At 52.6% G+C, this 15,278-nt stretch carries 16 protein-coding genes; 9 read left to right on the plus strand and 7 right to left on the minus strand.

What is annotated here, in order from left to right; translation table 11 throughout:
- Nucleotides 1-38 precede the first annotated feature (38 nt).
- The gene (locus tag ACFE7X_RS18895) at nt 39-1,268 is read right to left on the minus strand and encodes an exo-beta-N-acetylmuramidase NamZ domain-containing protein (protein WP_375437248.1); all 1,230 of its coding nucleotides are present in this window, start codon (nt 1,266-1,268) and stop codon (nt 39-41) included.
- A gap of 437 nt (nt 1,269-1,705) precedes the next feature.
- On the opposite strand from ACFE7X_RS18895, the gene ACFE7X_RS18900 reads away from it, so the two are divergent.
- Nucleotides 1,706-2,947: a tyrosine-type recombinase/integrase gene (locus ACFE7X_RS18900; RefSeq protein WP_375437249.1), complete on the plus strand. Its 1,242-nt coding sequence runs from the start codon at nt 1,706-1,708 to the stop codon at nt 2,945-2,947.
- A gap of 186 nt (nt 2,948-3,133) precedes the next feature.
- On the opposite strand, the gene ACFE7X_RS18905 is transcribed toward ACFE7X_RS18900, so the two are convergent.
- Nucleotides 3,134-4,879, minus strand: coding sequence for a T9SS type A sorting domain-containing protein (locus ACFE7X_RS18905; protein WP_375437250.1), 1,746 nt, complete (start codon nt 4,877-4,879; stop codon nt 3,134-3,136).
- A 200-nt stretch (nt 4,880-5,079) separates the two neighbouring features.
- Between ACFE7X_RS18905 and ACFE7X_RS18910 the strand changes: the two genes are divergently transcribed.
- On the plus strand, nt 5,080-5,508 hold the full coding sequence (locus ACFE7X_RS18910; RefSeq protein ID WP_375437251.1) for a hypothetical protein: 429 nt from the start codon (nt 5,080-5,082) through the stop codon (nt 5,506-5,508).
- 94 nt (nt 5,509-5,602) lie between these two features.
- Entirely contained in the window at nt 5,603-5,926 is a 324-nt protein-coding gene (locus ACFE7X_RS18915; protein WP_375437252.1) for a hypothetical protein, read from the plus strand.
- 326 nt (nt 5,927-6,252) lie between these two features.
- Here the strand turns inward: ACFE7X_RS18915 and ACFE7X_RS18920 are convergent, their stop codons facing one another.
- Both ACFE7X_RS18920 and ACFE7X_RS18925 read right to left on the minus strand, forming a co-directional pair.
- Entirely contained in the window at nt 6,253-6,936 is a 684-nt protein-coding gene (locus tag ACFE7X_RS18920) for a porin family protein (protein ID WP_375437253.1), read from the minus strand.
- 133 nt (nt 6,937-7,069) lie between these two features.
- On the minus strand, nt 7,070-7,219 hold the full coding sequence (locus ACFE7X_RS18925; RefSeq protein ID WP_375437254.1) for a hypothetical protein: 150 nt from the start codon (nt 7,217-7,219) through the stop codon (nt 7,070-7,072).
- 225 nt (nt 7,220-7,444) lie between these two features.
- Between ACFE7X_RS18925 and ACFE7X_RS18930 the strand changes: the two genes are divergently transcribed.
- Nucleotides 7,445-7,843 (plus strand): hypothetical protein, encoded by a 399-nt coding sequence (locus tag ACFE7X_RS18930; RefSeq protein ID WP_375437255.1) that lies wholly within the window; start codon nt 7,445-7,447, stop codon nt 7,841-7,843.
- Between the two features lie 92 nt (nt 7,844-7,935).
- On the opposite strand, the gene ACFE7X_RS18935 is transcribed toward ACFE7X_RS18930, so the two are convergent.
- Nucleotides 7,936-8,205: a superinfection immunity protein gene (locus tag ACFE7X_RS18935; RefSeq protein WP_375437256.1), complete on the minus strand. Its 270-nt coding sequence runs from the start codon at nt 8,203-8,205 to the stop codon at nt 7,936-7,938.
- A 241-nt stretch (nt 8,206-8,446) separates the two neighbouring features.
- Here ACFE7X_RS18935 and ACFE7X_RS18940 point away from each other — a divergent pair, with 241 nt between their 5' ends.
- Complete coding sequence (locus ACFE7X_RS18940) at nt 8,447-9,151, plus strand: porin family protein (protein WP_375437257.1); 705 nt, start codon at nt 8,447-8,449, stop codon at nt 9,149-9,151.
- A gap of 213 nt (nt 9,152-9,364) precedes the next feature.
- Here ACFE7X_RS18940 and ACFE7X_RS18945 read toward each other — a convergent pair whose 3' ends face one another.
- Both ACFE7X_RS18945 and ACFE7X_RS18950 read right to left on the minus strand, forming a co-directional pair.
- Complete coding sequence (locus tag ACFE7X_RS18945) at nt 9,365-9,526, minus strand: hypothetical protein (protein ID WP_375437258.1); 162 nt, start codon at nt 9,524-9,526, stop codon at nt 9,365-9,367.
- An 18-nt stretch (nt 9,527-9,544) separates the two neighbouring features.
- On the minus strand, nt 9,545-9,799 hold the full coding sequence (locus ACFE7X_RS18950; RefSeq protein ID WP_375437259.1) for a hypothetical protein: 255 nt from the start codon (nt 9,797-9,799) through the stop codon (nt 9,545-9,547).
- A gap of 220 nt (nt 9,800-10,019) precedes the next feature.
- On the opposite strand from ACFE7X_RS18950, the gene ACFE7X_RS18955 reads away from it, so the two are divergent.
- The 4 genes from ACFE7X_RS18955 (at nt 10,020) to ACFE7X_RS18970 (ending at nt 15,226) form a co-directional block, all read left to right on the plus strand.
- A complete protein-coding gene (locus tag ACFE7X_RS18955) occupies nt 10,020-10,490 on the plus strand; it encodes a LexA family protein (RefSeq protein WP_375437260.1) in 471 nt (156 codons plus the stop codon).
- A gap of 18 nt (nt 10,491-10,508) precedes the next feature.
- Nucleotides 10,509-11,804 (plus strand): Y-family DNA polymerase, encoded by a 1,296-nt coding sequence (locus ACFE7X_RS18960; RefSeq protein WP_375437261.1) that lies wholly within the window; start codon nt 10,509-10,511, stop codon nt 11,802-11,804.
- A gap of 716 nt (nt 11,805-12,520) precedes the next feature.
- Nucleotides 12,521-13,654 carry a hypothetical protein gene (locus ACFE7X_RS18965; protein ID WP_375437262.1) on the plus strand — a complete coding sequence of 378 codons (1,134 nt, stop codon included), beginning with the start codon at nt 12,521-12,523 and terminating at the stop codon, nt 13,652-13,654.
- 678 nt (nt 13,655-14,332) lie between these two features.
- A complete protein-coding gene (locus ACFE7X_RS18970) occupies nt 14,333-15,226 on the plus strand; it encodes a hypothetical protein (RefSeq protein ID WP_375437263.1) in 894 nt (297 codons plus the stop codon).
- Nucleotides 15,227-15,278: the final 52 nt, after the last annotated feature.

Raw genomic sequence — 15,278 nt, forward strand, 5'->3', positions numbered from 1 at the left:
AAATCAAGGCAATGCGCTGTTTGTTACCTTCTGGTTGCTCAAGGATACAGCGTGTATTTCTTGCGCATGGCTTTGTAGGCGGAAAGCTGCGGCTCCCAGGTTTTGCGAATTTCCTGCTCGCTTTTGCCGGCTATAATTTGCTCCTTCAGCAGCGTCGTGCCGGCCAGCCCGTCAATGTTACCGATCTGCCGGCTTTGGCTTCTATCAAAGAATTTTTCTTTAGCCGGATAGGCCTTGTACAGCTCTAGCAACCAGTTGATGTTGATCTTGCCCGCCTTGCGGAAAGCCGCTATATCGTACTTTCTCAAATCCAGCCCGTAGCAAACCTGGTCTTGGTGCAAGGGCGTTTCCGATTTGCCGGGTAGGCTTACGGGCGTGAAAGAGAAGCTGTACTTGCCTTTCAGTTCCGGGCTGCCCAGCACCGTAAACGGCATATACGTGCCCCGGCCCTGGCTAAGGATAGTCCCCTCGAACAAGCACAAAGAAGGATAAAGCAAAATGGATTGCTGGGTATTGAGATTCGGCGAGGGATTTACCGGCAGGGTGTAGCCGAGGGTGTGCGCATAGTTCTGGAGGGAAATGATTTTCAGCTTGCACTTCAGGTTGTTGGGCAGCCATCCTTGCCCATTTATCATTTGCGCAAACTCGCCGATTGTCATGCCGTGGGTGATGGGCACGGGAAATTCGCCAATCCCCGATTTCAGCTTCATATCCAGCACGGGGCCATCCACAAACCCGTTCGGGTTGGGCCGGTCCAGAATCACCAACTCTTTCCCCGCCTCCGCGCAGGCCTCCATTATGTCGCCCAGCGTGTTGATATTGGTGTAGAAGCGGCATCCTACATCCTGAAGGTCAAACACCATCACATCCAAGGCAGCCATGTCCGTTTGAGAGGGCTTGCGCTTGGCCCCGTACAACGATACAATCGGAATGCCAGTGGCCTGATCTACTTCGTCTTGCACGTGGGCGCCGTTGCTGGCATTGCCCCGAAAGCCGTGCTCGGGGCCAAACACTTTCACGATGTTTATTTGCAGCACTTTGAGGCTATCGACCAAGTGCCGTTTGCCGATAATCGACGTTTGATTGCCCAGAATACCCACCCGTTTGCCTTTCAGGTACGGCACGTACTGCGCTGTTTGCTCGGCCCCAGTTCGGATGGGTTGTTTTGCGAAAGCAACCACCGGCCTTGCTGCGACCAAGCGTGAGGCAGCGGGCTGCTGAAAAACAGAAATCAGAAGTAAGGCCAGGGCCCCGGCAAACTTGCTCATAACGGTCCGTTCGTTGATGGAGCACTAAATGTAGTTTCTCCCTGCTATAAGCAGGTGCAGCTGAAGCTGTTGCCGTGAAATAAAGCTGCTCTATGGCGCTACTTGCCTACAACCTCCCGCATAAGTGCGCGAGCTGTTTCTGTTGGCAGCCTGTTGCGCCGAAAGAAAAGAGAACTGGCTGCCGCTAAAAACAAAACCCCGTTCCTGAAGCAGAAACGGGGCTTGTTGTAGAGAGGATGGGATTCACCTCCTCTTTATAATACGCTATGTACCCCGACAAAAAGAACCCTCCTGTTAGCGCTTTAAGGGCATTTATCTGGTACGCCTGCCAGCATGTGTCGGGGATTGTCGGGATAAATCGCCTGTCTTGTACCCCCATGTGTACCCCAGAGGACAGAAAGCTGTAGCTTTAGTGCGGCACTTCTCCCCTTCTGTTTATGGCGACCATCTCCTTTCACCTTAAGCGGCCTACTGCGCCTATTCCGACTGCCATTGTGGCCCTGGTAACCATGGGCGGGGTGCGCACCAAAGTGTATACCGGCCAGTCCATCCTGCCTAAGCAGTGGCTCAAAGAGCAACAGCGGGCCCAGACCCGCGGCTATGCCAGCAATGGCGCTCTCAATGACCGATTGGACACGTTGGAAAAGCAGTTGCAAGCGTGCTGCGAGCAGCATCTAGCCCTTGGGCAGGTGCCAACGGCTGCGACGTTGCGAACGCTGGTGCAACTCTTGCCTGCGGAGGCGCCGGAAGCCGTACTTACGCGCTCGTTTCAGGACTACTTCACGGAGTGGACAACGCTGACCCGTGCGAAAGGCAGAGTACGCACGGCACAGGCGGCGGAAACGACGCTTCGTTACCTGCTGCGCTACGAGCAAACGGCCCGCTACGCCGTGGACTTCGATACGATCACCCCGGCCTTTGGCGATGCTTTCGTGCTCTTTCTTCTCGGGCCCGGGGGCCTTACCGATAATACCGTCGCCAAGCACCTAGACCGATTGCGGCGCTTCATGCGCTACGTCGTAGAGCGCGGCTTCACCACCGCCAGTGGTTGGGAGCGGTTGGCCTGGAAACGGCAGGAGCCCGACATCATGACGTTAACGGCGGAAGAGGTGGAAGCGCTGGAAGGATTGGAGTTACCCGCCGGTGGCTACCTCGATAACGCACGGTCCCTGTTCCTGCTCATCTGCTACACGGGCTTGCGCTACTCGGACTTAGTGAGCATCCGGCCCGAGCACGTGCGGGGCAACAAGCTGCGCATTACCACGCAGAAAACGCGCGAGATGGTAAGTATTCCTCTGCAGGCCCGCGCTCTACTCATTGTGACACGCTACTTGGCCGGCGGGGTCCGACTCGTCAGCAATCAGCGGCTTAATGACTATCTCAAAAAGCTAGGGCAATTGGCCGGTATTGATTCTCCGTTAGAGGTCGTGCGCTTTAGCGGCGGCCGTCGTGAATCGAGAACAGTAGCTAAGTGGGAGAAACTAGGCTGTCATACCGGGCGCCGGACTTTCGTCACGCTGAGCTTAGAACGAGGCCTACGGCCAGAGCTGGTGATGAAGATCACCGGACATAAGACGTGGAAGTCATTCCAGCGCTACGTCAACATCACTGAGCAGACAGTTGAGCGTGAATTTGCCAAAGCTTACGAGATGCCTGAACTGCTGAAAGTGGCTCGGTAAGACAGAGCAAGAAAATTTATCTTGTTTCTGGGCATACACTAGCTACACTACTACACAGGCAAAGTGGCTCTACAGGTGGGAAACGCAGTTTTGATTAGTGTAGATTGATGTAGAAAGCTACACTGCCATAATCAAAAACCCCCGGCATGTGCTGGGGGTTTTACACTAGCGCTGCAGCAACTAGGCTTACTTTATTGCGAGTAAGGAAGTAGCATACTGGTTCCCTGCCTTCACTTGCACCCGATACATGCCGGGAGTTAGGCCCGCCACGGAAACTTCAGCAGTGGCATTCATAGGTGTCAACCGTAGCGATTGCGTGCGTACCACCCGGCCCATCAGGTCACTGAAGGTAAACGTCGCTTGGGTAGTCCCAGTACTAGCAGGAAATTGTACGGTGACACTTGTATAGGCCGGATTAGGGTACAGGCCTACTTCGGCTAGGTAAACAGGTTTATTTGTAGGCAGAGGAAGATTATCGAGAATTGCTAAGAAGGCAGCTCCGAAAGCAGAAGTAGAGGAAACAGTATGGCTACCAAATTGGGCAGGGGGCTGAACATACCCTGCTACGTACAAGCGTGTACCACTTAGTGTTACGCTTGATGCTTGGTCTTGCCTAGTGCCTCCTGCTCGTTGCGCCCACTCAAAGCGACTTGCGCTACCGACATCCGTGAGCTGCATTACAAATATTTCATATGAGCCGCTGGCGGAATTGTTCAGCGCGGTAGTGCCCACCGTCAACACAGGACTAGCAAATCTACCCGTCACATACACCTTGTTTCCTTGCACCGCCAAGCCGTGCGCCAGGTCACTATTGATATTGCCTACTTGTTGCGTCCAGATGAATTGAGCATTGGTGCCAGCATCGGTGAGCTTGGAAATGAAAACGTCATCATAGCCTCTACTCGTCAGAGTGGTATCACCAAAGTGAGCGCTAGGGTCATTGGTCCCAAATTCGCCTGTCAAGTACACATTATTGCCGTTCACGGCTACGGCATTCGCTCGATCAATCCCATTGCCTCCTGCTCCTTGTGCCCAGCTAAAACGGGCGCTTGCCCCTAAGTCTTGAAGCTTGCAAACAAACACGTCCTCGCCACCAGCTGTCGTAAGTCGGCTGCTTCCAAAATCGGCTGTTGGGCTACTAAAGCTGCCGGCCAGGTATACGTTTGATCCAACCACGGTTAGTGCCTGGGCTAATTCAGGGTAGGAGCCACCGGCTCGCTGGGCCCACACGAAGCTGGCCGTGTTCCCCTGGTCCACAAGTTTGGCAATAAATAGATCTTCGAGGCCCGCAGTGGTTAAGGTGGTGCTACCAAGGCGAAGAGTGCTACTAAACTGGCCGGCGACGTATACATTAGCTCCGTCCACGGCTATTGCCTTCATTTCGTCGTAGACCGCATTGCCTACTTGCTGGGCCCAGTTAAAATTGCTGGTATTGCCCCCATCGGTAAGTTTGGCCACGAAGCCATCAAAATAGCCGGGACCAGCGTTAGCAAGCGTAGTAGCTCCTAAACTGATCGTAGCGCTCTGAAAAGTTCCTGTTACATACACGCTGCTACCGTTCAAGGCTATTGCTGTGCCGAATTCATAGCCGCTACCCCCTACCCGTTGCGCCCACATAAAACCAGTTGTTGGATGCCATTTGGCGATGAACACGTCGTAGTTGCCAGCGCTCGTCAGGGTGGTAGTACCAAAGCGAACTGAGCCTTCAAATTCGCCTATTATGTACACGTTCCCATTGGCGTCAACAGCCGTTGCATTCACCTGAGAAAAGGCTGTGTTGCTAGTAGGGGTTGCGATTGCTACTGTCTGCCAGGACGGTGTTTGCGCATAGCTAGCTGAACAGGCCAGCAGCAAGCCAATGCTGACGAGCAGGGCGAGGACTAAGCGGCTAAAGTAGAAAGAGAGGGAGGTACAAGCAGTAGTTGTAAGCATGAATACAGATGTGAATATCTTTACAGTATAATTTTTTCATAAACGTATGAATAATCTCCGCCTATCCCTACCTCTCTTATTCAACTAGCCCCCACGCGCTATCCCAGTGGGATCCAACGCCTATTTGCTCTATAAAATAACCGGGGCAACTACCGGCCACTTCTAGACCTTATTGCATACCCTCGTTTTAGCTTGACTATATGCTTCGATTATTACCGCTGTGGCTGGTGAGCCTGGCGTTGCTGCTGGGCTCCTGTAAGAAAGATTCGCCGGACCCAGAACCCACGTTGGAGGGCGACTGGAATGATGCGCGTGTTACCTGGTCGGTCTACAACCCGGCCCGGGTGCTCACCAAGCAGAACACACAGGACTACCAGCATGACCCTTATGTCTACTACACCAGGTTCACCAGCACTAGCTCCCAGCGCTTCCTCGGCAATGGCACCGTTTATGACGTCCCGCAAGCCTTCACACGCCGCGGCGATACCCTGGCTCTGGCGAGTGGCGTGACGTATTACATCACCCAGCTCACAGCCGAGGAGGTAACGCTTGAGTACCGAGCTGTCGGCTACCTTTCCCCCGCCACTCAGGATTCTCTCGTGACGACGTTCCACTACCTCCGCCGCTAAATCCTACCGCTATACCTTACCAGTCACTCTGGTTGCTCCTGAGCCGGGCGCTGCTGGGCGGCGGGCCGGCTGGCGCCTCTACACTACCTACTGCATGAAGTATCTGCTCCTCCTGCTCGTTCTCTGCACCGGCGCCGCCCTGCCCAGGGCCTATGCCCAGCAAGCCCCCGCTGCTGCTCCGCAACCCATGTACGGGGCCGCCCGCATTTGGCTTCTTGTGAACTACTGTCAACTCTCCCTCGCCGATGGCGTGAAGCCGGCGGGCCTGTATGACTACGTGCAGGAAAACGGGAAAACGCGCCGCTTTGCCGATGAAGCCGCTGTTCTCAACTATCTCTACTCGCTGGGCTGGGAAGTGCTGCCCCACGGTGTAGAAGAAAACAGGCACTATTACTTGCTCAAGCGCGGCACCCCCTAGCCGCGGCCGTTGTGCCTGCCCGGATGCGCGGCTACCCTACTGCTAGGCGCTATTCCAGCCAAAACGAGAATTCCCATTGGGCCTACTCATTAATACCCCGGCGCTGGTCGGCTACGGCCTCTACCAGGCGCTGGAGTGACTGCTGGCGTAGACGCATTGCCTTGTTTGAGGCGTCTTAAGCCCTCCCTTGCCTCAGCCACTCTCTTAGTTGCTGCAACAAGCAAGGCAGGCGCCTTCCCCTCCCGCGCGCTTAGACGAATCTATAGAAACACAAAGCTCCATCCGTTACCAGATGGGGCTTTTATTTATCGGGTTAGCGTCAACTGCTACTGTGCGCTGAACTGGTAGCTCACTTGTGCTTGCAGACTACCATTGCGGGCCAACTCTGCGCGGGGAGTCGATTGGTACGTCTCATAAAGCAGAGACCGGCGCACCGACGTGAGGCCCGCGGCATACCGCAGTTCTATGCCGAGTCGACTCGCCACCTGGTAGCCTACTCCTACCACGTAGCCCAATTCCCATCGATTATAACTGCTGACACTCCGCGTAGTTGTAGTGCCGTTACTCACAAGGATACTTGGATCTCGCGGGCCCGAAATTAATTCTGAGGCATTCGTGATGCGGCGTTGCGCAGCTAGCAAGTAGCTCACTTGCGGTCCCGCCACGGCAAACCACTTCGCCCCGTGCAGGCGCACGAGTACGGGTAAGCTAGCGTAGTGGAGTCGACTAAATTCCTGGTGCGTAAACTCATAGGAGGAAGAAATACCCGTTAAAGTGGTAGTGTACGAGGTGCGCGCGCCCCGCTGCTCATAGAAAAGTTCCGGTTGCAAGTCCAGGTGGACACCTAGTGGCAGCCGTACCAGCACCCCGGCCATTGGTCCGAGCCGAAACTGTGGGCTGGGCACATCACTGCCATGGTAGGTGCTGGCATTGAGGCCGGCTTTGACGCCAACGCTAGCGTGTTGCCCATGTAGGGTGCCGGTGGCCAGCGACCCTAAGAGAGAAAGCATAAAGAGGCGGAGCATAGAACGTAATGAAAAGGCAGTTGACACTAGATAGAGGCTTCTAACTCTCAGAAGGTTGGCGTTCGGTGAAGATAAAAATCATCTTGTCTTGAGCCATGTATTGTCTGTGCAGCCGCATTTATAAAACCCCGGCGGTTGTGGCTTCAACTGGGGTGCCTGGCGTGAAACCAACCCCGACCGGCTGGCCTAGTAGGTGTAGTAGGTAGAAGGTCTCCTCCGGCGCCAGCAGGTGCCCATGCAGCGTAAGCAGCCCACGGAGGGCGCGCAAAACCACTGAGGTACGAGGGTGTTGAGCGAGTAAAGTGCCACGTTGGCCCAGTAAAGTTGCCGTTATCGGCTGCTCTTACCACCTTGTCTGAGCGCACTTGGCTAGCCTTTTACTACGAGCGAGGCGATCGATTATTTTACCTCCGCTACCTGGATTCAGGTAACGCCATCCGCTACGCTAACCGTGCGGTAGCAACCAAGATATCAACTTACCTATCCTATTTCTATGCGCAGCTGGATCAATAGTAGTGCGAACTCAGAGGCAGGGCCCCAACCAAAGCCCGATTCGCTGCCTGAGAACGCAGCGACAGCTGCTAAGCCTCGGGATGAACGGGTTGCCCTGAGTGGCTCCGGGGTAGTAGAGCAGATCCTCGAAGGGCTAGGCCAAGTACAGGCGGCGCTCACCTCTGGGCGGGAGCTGCTCCAGGTGGAACTCGACTTGCTTGAGCAGGAACTCGCTCACCCCAAGCCGGCCAAAGGCATCCTGCACAAGGCCGTGGAAATCATCCGGCACAAGGTGACAGAGAAAGGGGAGATTGTCCTCGGCAATGCGGGCTGGACCCAACTGGCGCGCGTAGACGAGCTCATTGAGCGCTTGCCCGAAGACGGCAACGAAGGCGAATAGCACTGCGCGCCCGCAAACTGAACTGGCCCTACTATATCTTCTCTTGGCCAGCGCTTACTTGTAGGTGCATCCTAAGACCAGGATAGGACAGCCTACTTAATGCCGCGCAAATGCTTCATAAATTCTTCCTGTGTCAGTATACCTTCATCCCGCAACTGTTGCAAGCGGGCCACTAGCGCTTTTCTAGAGTCGATGTCTCTTCTCAAGGGTGGTGTAGCCGTGCCCGGACCCGGTTTGTCGTCATTGGCTAGCGCCCACATGAGCACACTAATCCACCCTGCTAGCGTCCAGCCCAACAAAATATTGAGCCAAAGAATAGTCGTGTAATTCTTCTTGCCACCTGCCAGCAAGGTAGGGAGCATGTACAAGAGGATTCCTAGTAGACCTACGACAACAAGTACCGCACTTTCCATAAGCCTAATTTACACAATTTCGGGCGCTATAACGCTCAAATCAAGACACTTGCCTTTGTAACGATGTAGCTTCCTCACTCCTTTCCGGTAGGCGCTCTAGTCGGCTCATTACCCGCAAGCCGCGCTAGCAGGAATGCAACCTTTTCCTCCGGCTACGGCTCCTCAGGTAGTCTTTCTTCTTTCCCTTCTGATGACACATTCCTTACTCCTCCTAGCAGGTAGCCTGCTACTGGCGGGCACTGCTCAAGCCCAAGCAACCTTTCGCGTTGGCCCCCGCGCGGGACTCAACGTCTCCGGCGCTCACTTCCCTACTCGAGTGGCTACCTCGTACGAGCCGCCCTCGTACACGAGCCGTCCGGGGTTCGAGGCCGGGCTGACGAGCACGGTGCAATTCGGCCATTTTGCCGTGCAGCCTAGCCTGTTATTTTCCCAAAAGGGCTACCGCAGTTCGGGCTACCGGCTAAGCTTTGATATGCTTTCTTTCTATGAGGAAGACGTGCGTCTCAATTATCTGACACTGCCCCTAAACCTAGCGTTCACCCTGGGGCGCGATGGGCAAGGCCTACAGGTCTTTGCCGGGCCGTACGCCAGCCTGCTCGTCGGGGGCAACTTTACCCGGCAGGTGAGTAGTTTTGCCAGCGAAACGGGCAAGGTAAAGGCGGCCCATTTAGTGTCCGACTCCGATAAGTGGTATGCGCAGCGGTTCGACGGGGGCCTACAAGCCGGCGCAGGCTACCGCCTGCAGGGGTTTCAGTTGCAAGCCACCTACAGCCTGGGCCTGCGCAATTTGGCGGTGCCCTACCAGGGGTACGACGGGAGGGTGTCTGCTACCCCTGCCTACTATAACCGCGCCTTCCAGGTAGCGCTCAGCTACCTGGTTGGCTTCAGCAGCTAAGCACCAATCTTCCGCCGCCACAAAAGCCCCAGGGCTTACTCTGTCCTTACCCAAACGTAGAAGCGCGCTGATCTATTGGTCGGCGCGCTTTTTTGTAGCTAGCCCGAGTGGGTTACTCTTCTGGCTCCATTCGGGAAAGGAATTCAACAGGCACTTTTCTACTTCAGATTTGGTCAACAGAGTGGTAGTATAGGGGTGCCTAATACTCCTACCCTATTCACGTGACGGCTCCTGCTGTTGTGTCGGTTGTGGTTTTTCAACCTCGATGACGCCTAGCCAGTCGAGTACGATCACCGCGGACACCGCCGCGACCAAGAGCCAGAAGTAGACGCGCAGCTTTTGGGCCGACCAACCCCCGCCATAGTAATCATTCATGTTTGCAGATAGGGCTTGCTAGAGGTTGGGTAGCTTCATCTGATCAGTATAGGCTTCGAGTGGCCCCGTGCTAACAAAGGTCCGGCAATGATGCAGGTGATTGACCTCGGGATCATAGTATACTTCGGCAAAGAAACTGCCCATGTGGTAGAGGTTGATCCGGTCCCCTTCTTCCCCAAAGCGCATCGTTAGGTACGTGCCCTCTCCTAAAACAATAGCTAACTGCTCTTGCAGGTCCAAGCGCTTAAAAGCATAATGGGAAGGAATAGCCATGTTGCCAAGATAGCAAGTGTGGCTCTTACCACCGGTGCGTATGACTGGGAAATTACGTTATGCCGACTCCGTGGTGCTAGTGCTACTGTTGTGACTGATGGTGTCTTTATCTTAAACATCATAACTACGCTATACTTAGATTGCCATTTATATTAGGCAATGTTAACTAATTAAGTTAGTACCTGCGTATACTTGTGACCCAACCTCTTTTGTTCGGTCCATGCATGATGTCGAATTAATCCCGGTAACAGTTACCGAAAGGCCCTTCTTTCTGCCGCTCTTTAGCTGCACCGTGCCCGCGGGCTTTCCCTCGCCGGCCTCCGACCATTTGGAAGAAGAAGCCTTCGATCTGAACCGGCTCTTATTGCGCCATCCCGACGCGACCTACCTCGTGCGCGTCACGGGCGAGAGTATGGCCGGTGCGGAAATTCATACCGGGGACCTGCTCGCCGTCGACAAACAGATGGAAGCCGACCACGGCCATATTGTGGTAGCCGTGGTCGAAGGCGACTGCACTGTCAAGCGTCTAGTCTGCCGGGGCAGCACCTGGTGGCTGGAACCGGCTAACCCTGCTTTCAAGGCCTACCAGATTCGCGATACCGACGAGGTCAGCATCTGGGGCGTGGTCACGCACGTCGTGCATGAACTCGTCCCTAGTAAACAGTCGGCGCTGCTACGCACCCGCGACTAAGCTTAAACGGCCCTGCCTATGTTCGCCTTAGTCGATTGCAATAATTTCTACGCAAGCTGTGAACGGGTCTTTCAGCCGCGGCTGGAGGGCCAGCCGATTGTGGTCCTCTCGAACAACGATGGGTGCATCATCGCCCGCTCCAATGAGGCCAAGGTGTTGGGCTTTCGCATGGGGGACCCCTATTTTCAGGTCAAACACGATTTGCTCGCCTCTAACGTGTGCGTGTTCTCCAGCAATTACGCGCTCTATGGCGATATGAGTCGGCGCGTGATGTGGTACTTGGCCCAACAAGCCCCGGAGGTTGAAATTTACTCCATTGACGAAGCATTTCTCGACCTGCATGGCATGGAGAAATACGTGGCGCCGCTCGACACCTTTGCCCGCACCCTGCGCACTAATATCAAGAAGCGCACTGGTATTCCGACCTGCATCGGCATTGCTCCCACCAAAACGCTGGCTAAACTCGCGAATCGGTTAGCCAAGAAAATGCCGGACTTAGGCGGGGTACTCTACCTCGACACCGACGAAAAGTGCCAATGGGCCCTCGCGCAAGTAGGGGTGGGGGACGTGTGGGGCATCGGCCGGCAATATGCCGCGAAGCTAGCCGCGGCCGGCCTCGTAACGGCGGCGGATCTGGCGGGCTGCTCAGACGCCTGGGCTCGCAAGCAGTTGGGCGGCGTGGTGGGAGCGCGCCTGGTGCAGGAACTGCGGGGCCGCGTCTGTCAGGGCCTAGCGCCGAGTGAGGATGGAACCCTGGCCCGCCAAAGCATCAGCTGTTCGCGGACCTTCGGCCAGCCTCTAAGCGCTTTTAATGATGTGCTCGCGGCCGTTGGGGCATTTACGTCGCGGGCAGCGGAGAAGCTGCGGCGGCAAGGGGATGCTACTCACCTAATGACCGTGTATTTGAGCAAGAACCGGTACGGGCTTGAACCCCCTCCCTATTCCTGTTCGACTGTACTGACGCTGCCGGTGGCCATGTCGGATACTACGCAACTGTTGCGCTATGCCCGGATGGCCGTCAAGAAGTTGTGGCAAGCTAATTCCGTCTATACCAAAGCAGGCGTGATCTTCGACGGGCTGGAGCCGCTTGGCCAAACCCAGCTCAGCTTATTTGAACCCGCACCCGATACGGGCAAGCGGGAGCGGCTCATGGCGGAGCTGGATGCGCTTAATCGGCGCTTTGGCAAAAATACGGTTCGTATGGCGACGACGCTGGTTGGGCGAGGCAAAGCCCGCGCGCCCTGGGAAGGCAAGGCCCAATGGTGCTCGCCAGCCTACACTACACGTTTAGAGGATTTGCTACAGGTATCGTAGTGGCTCGGAGTGTTAGGATTGGCGGCTAGCCAGCTACATTGGGTTGCCGTTCACATTCAAGCAATAGTCCAGCCATGCGCTATCAATTCCGAGAAGCAACTTATAAGGGTAAAACTATACGCTTTATCAAGGCAGTTAACTTTGACAGCGACGGGCTTGTTACTGGCCCCATAAATGAACTAGTTGAGATACAGGACCATATAGAGCGCACGGAACCCAATACCATAGTAGTCGCAATGATAGGCAGAAGCGACACTGCGGTGTCTGCAACTAATGCTCTTCTAACTGAATACTATCAATTGCACCCCCGTACGTATGACGATTATTATACGTGGCAAGTAGGAGAGTTTGATAAGTCCTAGCTCCTTTAAAAGCCTTTTTCGAAGCGTCCGGTTGCGCGGCTAGCGCGCTATATTGCTTTGTAAGCAGAGAAGGGAGCGGAAGGGACACAAATACAGGCGCTCTATCACTTTGACGGATGTCGAATGGGCCAGACTTACCGAGCTTGCCGCCGCACAGAAAATAAGCATTAGCGAATACGTAGATCTGTATCTGGGCTTAATCCCGCCTAATGAGACAGACCCGCCTAAGTCCAGTGACTTTGAGTTGAAGTGGGACTAAGTGTGGTGCATGACTCGCTAGGCGCGGGCTTGCTGCCGCCGATAGTAAAGCTGTGTGAGAACTTATGCTAGAAATAGGCTCTTAATACTACTGCTATGATGACATCTGACCAACTACAAGAGAACATTGAAGATAGCCTTCACCGGCTAAGAGCGGCGTATGATGTTTGCATGTCAGGGTATAATCGTGCAATGTTTAAGGAGCTGTCCCATTCACTTCGTTATTGGGCAGATATGAAAGGGGAAGCAGGTCACTACATCGCAGAGAACAAGCCTACTACCAAGTTCTGGTCTAGCCGCTTAGCGCGAACCATTTCGCGTAGCATCAAGAATAATGAATATGTTATCGTCAATTACCCTAAAGCATTAATAGCTACGATACCTTATCGGCTTGCACCCCAGAAGCCGCAAGGGCAGCCAAAATATGACCAGGAGTTGCTTCTTGTTCCAGTGTTCACCTATCAAGGCAAAGAAATTTGCAACTCTTGTTATGCTACGAAAATAGGGGCTCTGCTATATGCGCTCAAGCACGTTGTTGTTATTTATGATACTACTCCTGAAACACCTGTACCACGCGATCCTTACGCAATAGAGACAATGTATTTCACAGCTTATGAAGCCAAATTTGCTATTTGGCTAACGCAAGAGGTTGTTCGGGTAAACAAGATAAATGCGAGTGGCAAATTAATTCTGCATAGCATAACAAGAGAAAGATTAATAAGACGGTTAGCTAATAAATGGGGAGGAAGCCATCCACAAGGAGCGATAGAGATAGATGACGAAAGCGATGAGGCTATTGAACGTTTGATGGAGTTTAGGGTAGCAGAAAGGCCATTGGCTCTCACCATTTTATTGAAAATTGCTCAAGATATTTTGGATGGGTTTGATTACCTAGAAGGGTCACAAGGCGCGAATTTCGTTTTCTCTAAATTCGTTTTTCCGCCAGAAAAATCTTTAACGCCTCTGCCAGCTCCAGGTCCAGCCAAACAAGGGCCGTACTCCAAGATAACTCCAGCGGTTCTTCACTGGTTTATTTGTAAGAACTGCGGAGTTCAGCGCCTTATTCAATTCAATCTAATAAAAGGGACTCCGTTACAGGTCTTTGCAGGGGCTGAGATGTATCCTGCTAATGATATTTTGGCGTGTTTGGGCTGTGGAATAGAGATGAATATAAGGTCACAACGCGAAAAACTGGAAGCCTTGCAGGGCGCACGCATTTACACCGAATAATTAGGTTCCATACAAAAAGCCCGGCCTAATCAGTCGGGGCTCGTGGTTTCGGAAGTGAGCGGTTACTAGCCGTAGCTAAGTTGAAGTGGGCCTAGTCCAATAGTACCACGTTTTTAAACAATCTGACACCTATTGTGTAAATATTTGCGTTATAGTTAAAAATGACCTATATATTTGCGTTGTCGCTATCCGAGCGACAAAACAAAATTAGCGGATGCCGTTTCCGACACCCGCCAATCCCTAGAGGTTGTGAAGGGCTACATAGAGTAACACTCCCTTTTCCACTAGGTGCACGCAAAGCCGCAACAGCTCGTCGTGCTTGCGAAGGAAGCGGTATATGACCGCCCACTTCTGTTTTACCAAATTGTCCATCAGTCAGGATTATTTGGGTACGTAACACCCTCTTAATCCAAACGCCCGTGTCGCAACCACGGGCGTTGCTGTTTTTAGGCAGCGGCCTTAGTGGTGAGAGACAACCAGAGTAGAACTGCGGTAAAGGTAACACTGAAAAAACAACAACACCGCATTGAAAAAGGGCTTCCCAAGCCTGCGTAGCCTCTCTTTGGCTTCTTCGTAAAGATGGATAAGTCTAGTATAATTGCTAGGTATCAGCAGAAGGTTTCGCGTAAATAAGGACAGGTGTACAAAATTTAGTCACTTGTGTTTTGGTCCTCCCTGATGACAATCATCTTCCCTCAACTATATAATACTACCCTAGCCTTGAAGGATACAGCGACGACTGAAGAGCAGAAAACGTCCAATAGTAGAACTGCCTTATGGACAGTATGTATCGGAGCCGTTTTCTCGTGCTTCTTTCCTTGGCTACTTACTCGGGAGTACATTTTCAAGAGCTTAGATTTCACAAGTACTGGGCAGATAGGGGATACTATTGGGGGGATTGCTGGGCCTTTATTAAATTTTACAGGTCTTCTTGTGGTCTATTTTTCACTACAAGAGCAGTTTAGAACTAATCAAGATCAAACAAAAAATTTTAAAGCCGAGCAGCGCAGATCAAACAATGAAACTGCTATCAGTTCAGCCTTTAAAATAATTGATGACTTGCGTAAAGAGCTTGACTTGATAGCCAAGCATCAATACCTAACAGACTCTTCTAAAACACCTATTGCGATAGCTAAATATACAAAGCCTGCTTTTTTAACAATGTGGCTTCAACAAAATCCTTACAAGCGAGCGAAAACTAGATATTACCCACAATTCGAATATTTAAAAGTAGTTGCCGATGCAAACCCGCTCTTAAACAGGCACATACAATTAAAGCGATACATACCATACATCAACGATTTATTTACTTCTGCTGTCGCTACCTTTAATTTATTAAGGTATTTCATTGAGAACAGTACATTACCCGATGAACAAAAAAAGCTACTATATAATGTTGTTTATAGCTTCTATGAGCCATTTGTTGTAAAATATATTAGCAGGCTTGATATTTTCTCTAGCAGCGAGTATTCATTAAATTTTATAAATGAGACACTGTTTTTCTTAGATGAGAGACTAAACTTAGTCGATAACTATAAGAGAGAAATATGGGAAATGAAAGACGAGTATTGAGGTGGTCTAGAGATGACGGACAGAAGAAGGACGTATATTTCTTTTGTTATGG

Source organism: uncultured Hymenobacter sp. (genome assembly GCF_964242765.1).
GTDB lineage: Bacteria > Bacteroidota > Bacteroidia > Cytophagales > Hymenobacteraceae > Hymenobacter.

Bases quoted from the DNA above. Each gene is read 5' to 3' on its own strand.
- ACFE7X_RS18895 (WP_375437248.1), bottom strand. From the start codon at position 1,268: ATGAGCAAGTTTGCCGGGGCCCTGGCCTTACTTCTGATTTCTGTTTTT.
- ACFE7X_RS18900 (WP_375437249.1), top strand. From the start codon at position 1,706: ATGGCGACCATCTCCTTTCACCTTAAGCGGCCTACTGCGCCTATTCCG.
- ACFE7X_RS18905 (WP_375437250.1), bottom strand. From the start codon at position 4,879: ATGCTTACAACTACTGCTTGTACCTCCCTCTCTTTCTACTTTAGCCGC.
- ACFE7X_RS18910 (WP_375437251.1), top strand. From the start codon at position 5,080: ATGCTTCGATTATTACCGCTGTGGCTGGTGAGCCTGGCGTTGCTGCTG.
- ACFE7X_RS18915 (WP_375437252.1), top strand. From the start codon at position 5,603: ATGAAGTATCTGCTCCTCCTGCTCGTTCTCTGCACCGGCGCCGCCCTG.
- ACFE7X_RS18920 (WP_375437253.1), bottom strand. From the start codon at position 6,936: ATGCTTTCTCTCTTAGGGTCGCTGGCCACCGGCACCCTACATGGGCAA.
- ACFE7X_RS18930 (WP_375437255.1), top strand. From the start codon at position 7,445: ATGCGCAGCTGGATCAATAGTAGTGCGAACTCAGAGGCAGGGCCCCAA.
- ACFE7X_RS18935 (WP_375437256.1), bottom strand. From the start codon at position 8,205: ATGCTCCCTACCTTGCTGGCAGGTGGCAAGAAGAATTACACGACTATT.
- ACFE7X_RS18940 (WP_375437257.1), top strand. From the start codon at position 8,447: ATGACACATTCCTTACTCCTCCTAGCAGGTAGCCTGCTACTGGCGGGC.
- ACFE7X_RS18945 (WP_375437258.1), bottom strand. From the start codon at position 9,526: ATGAATGATTACTATGGCGGGGGTTGGTCGGCCCAAAAGCTGCGCGTC.
- ACFE7X_RS18950 (WP_375437259.1), bottom strand. From the start codon at position 9,799: ATGGCTATTCCTTCCCATTATGCTTTTAAGCGCTTGGACCTGCAAGAG.
- ACFE7X_RS18955 (WP_375437260.1), top strand. From the start codon at position 10,020: ATGCATGATGTCGAATTAATCCCGGTAACAGTTACCGAAAGGCCCTTC.
- ACFE7X_RS18960 (WP_375437261.1), top strand. From the start codon at position 10,509: ATGTTCGCCTTAGTCGATTGCAATAATTTCTACGCAAGCTGTGAACGG.
- ACFE7X_RS18965 (WP_375437262.1), top strand. From the start codon at position 12,521: ATGATGACATCTGACCAACTACAAGAGAACATTGAAGATAGCCTTCAC.
- ACFE7X_RS18970 (WP_375437263.1), top strand. From the start codon at position 14,333: ATGACAATCATCTTCCCTCAACTATATAATACTACCCTAGCCTTGAAG.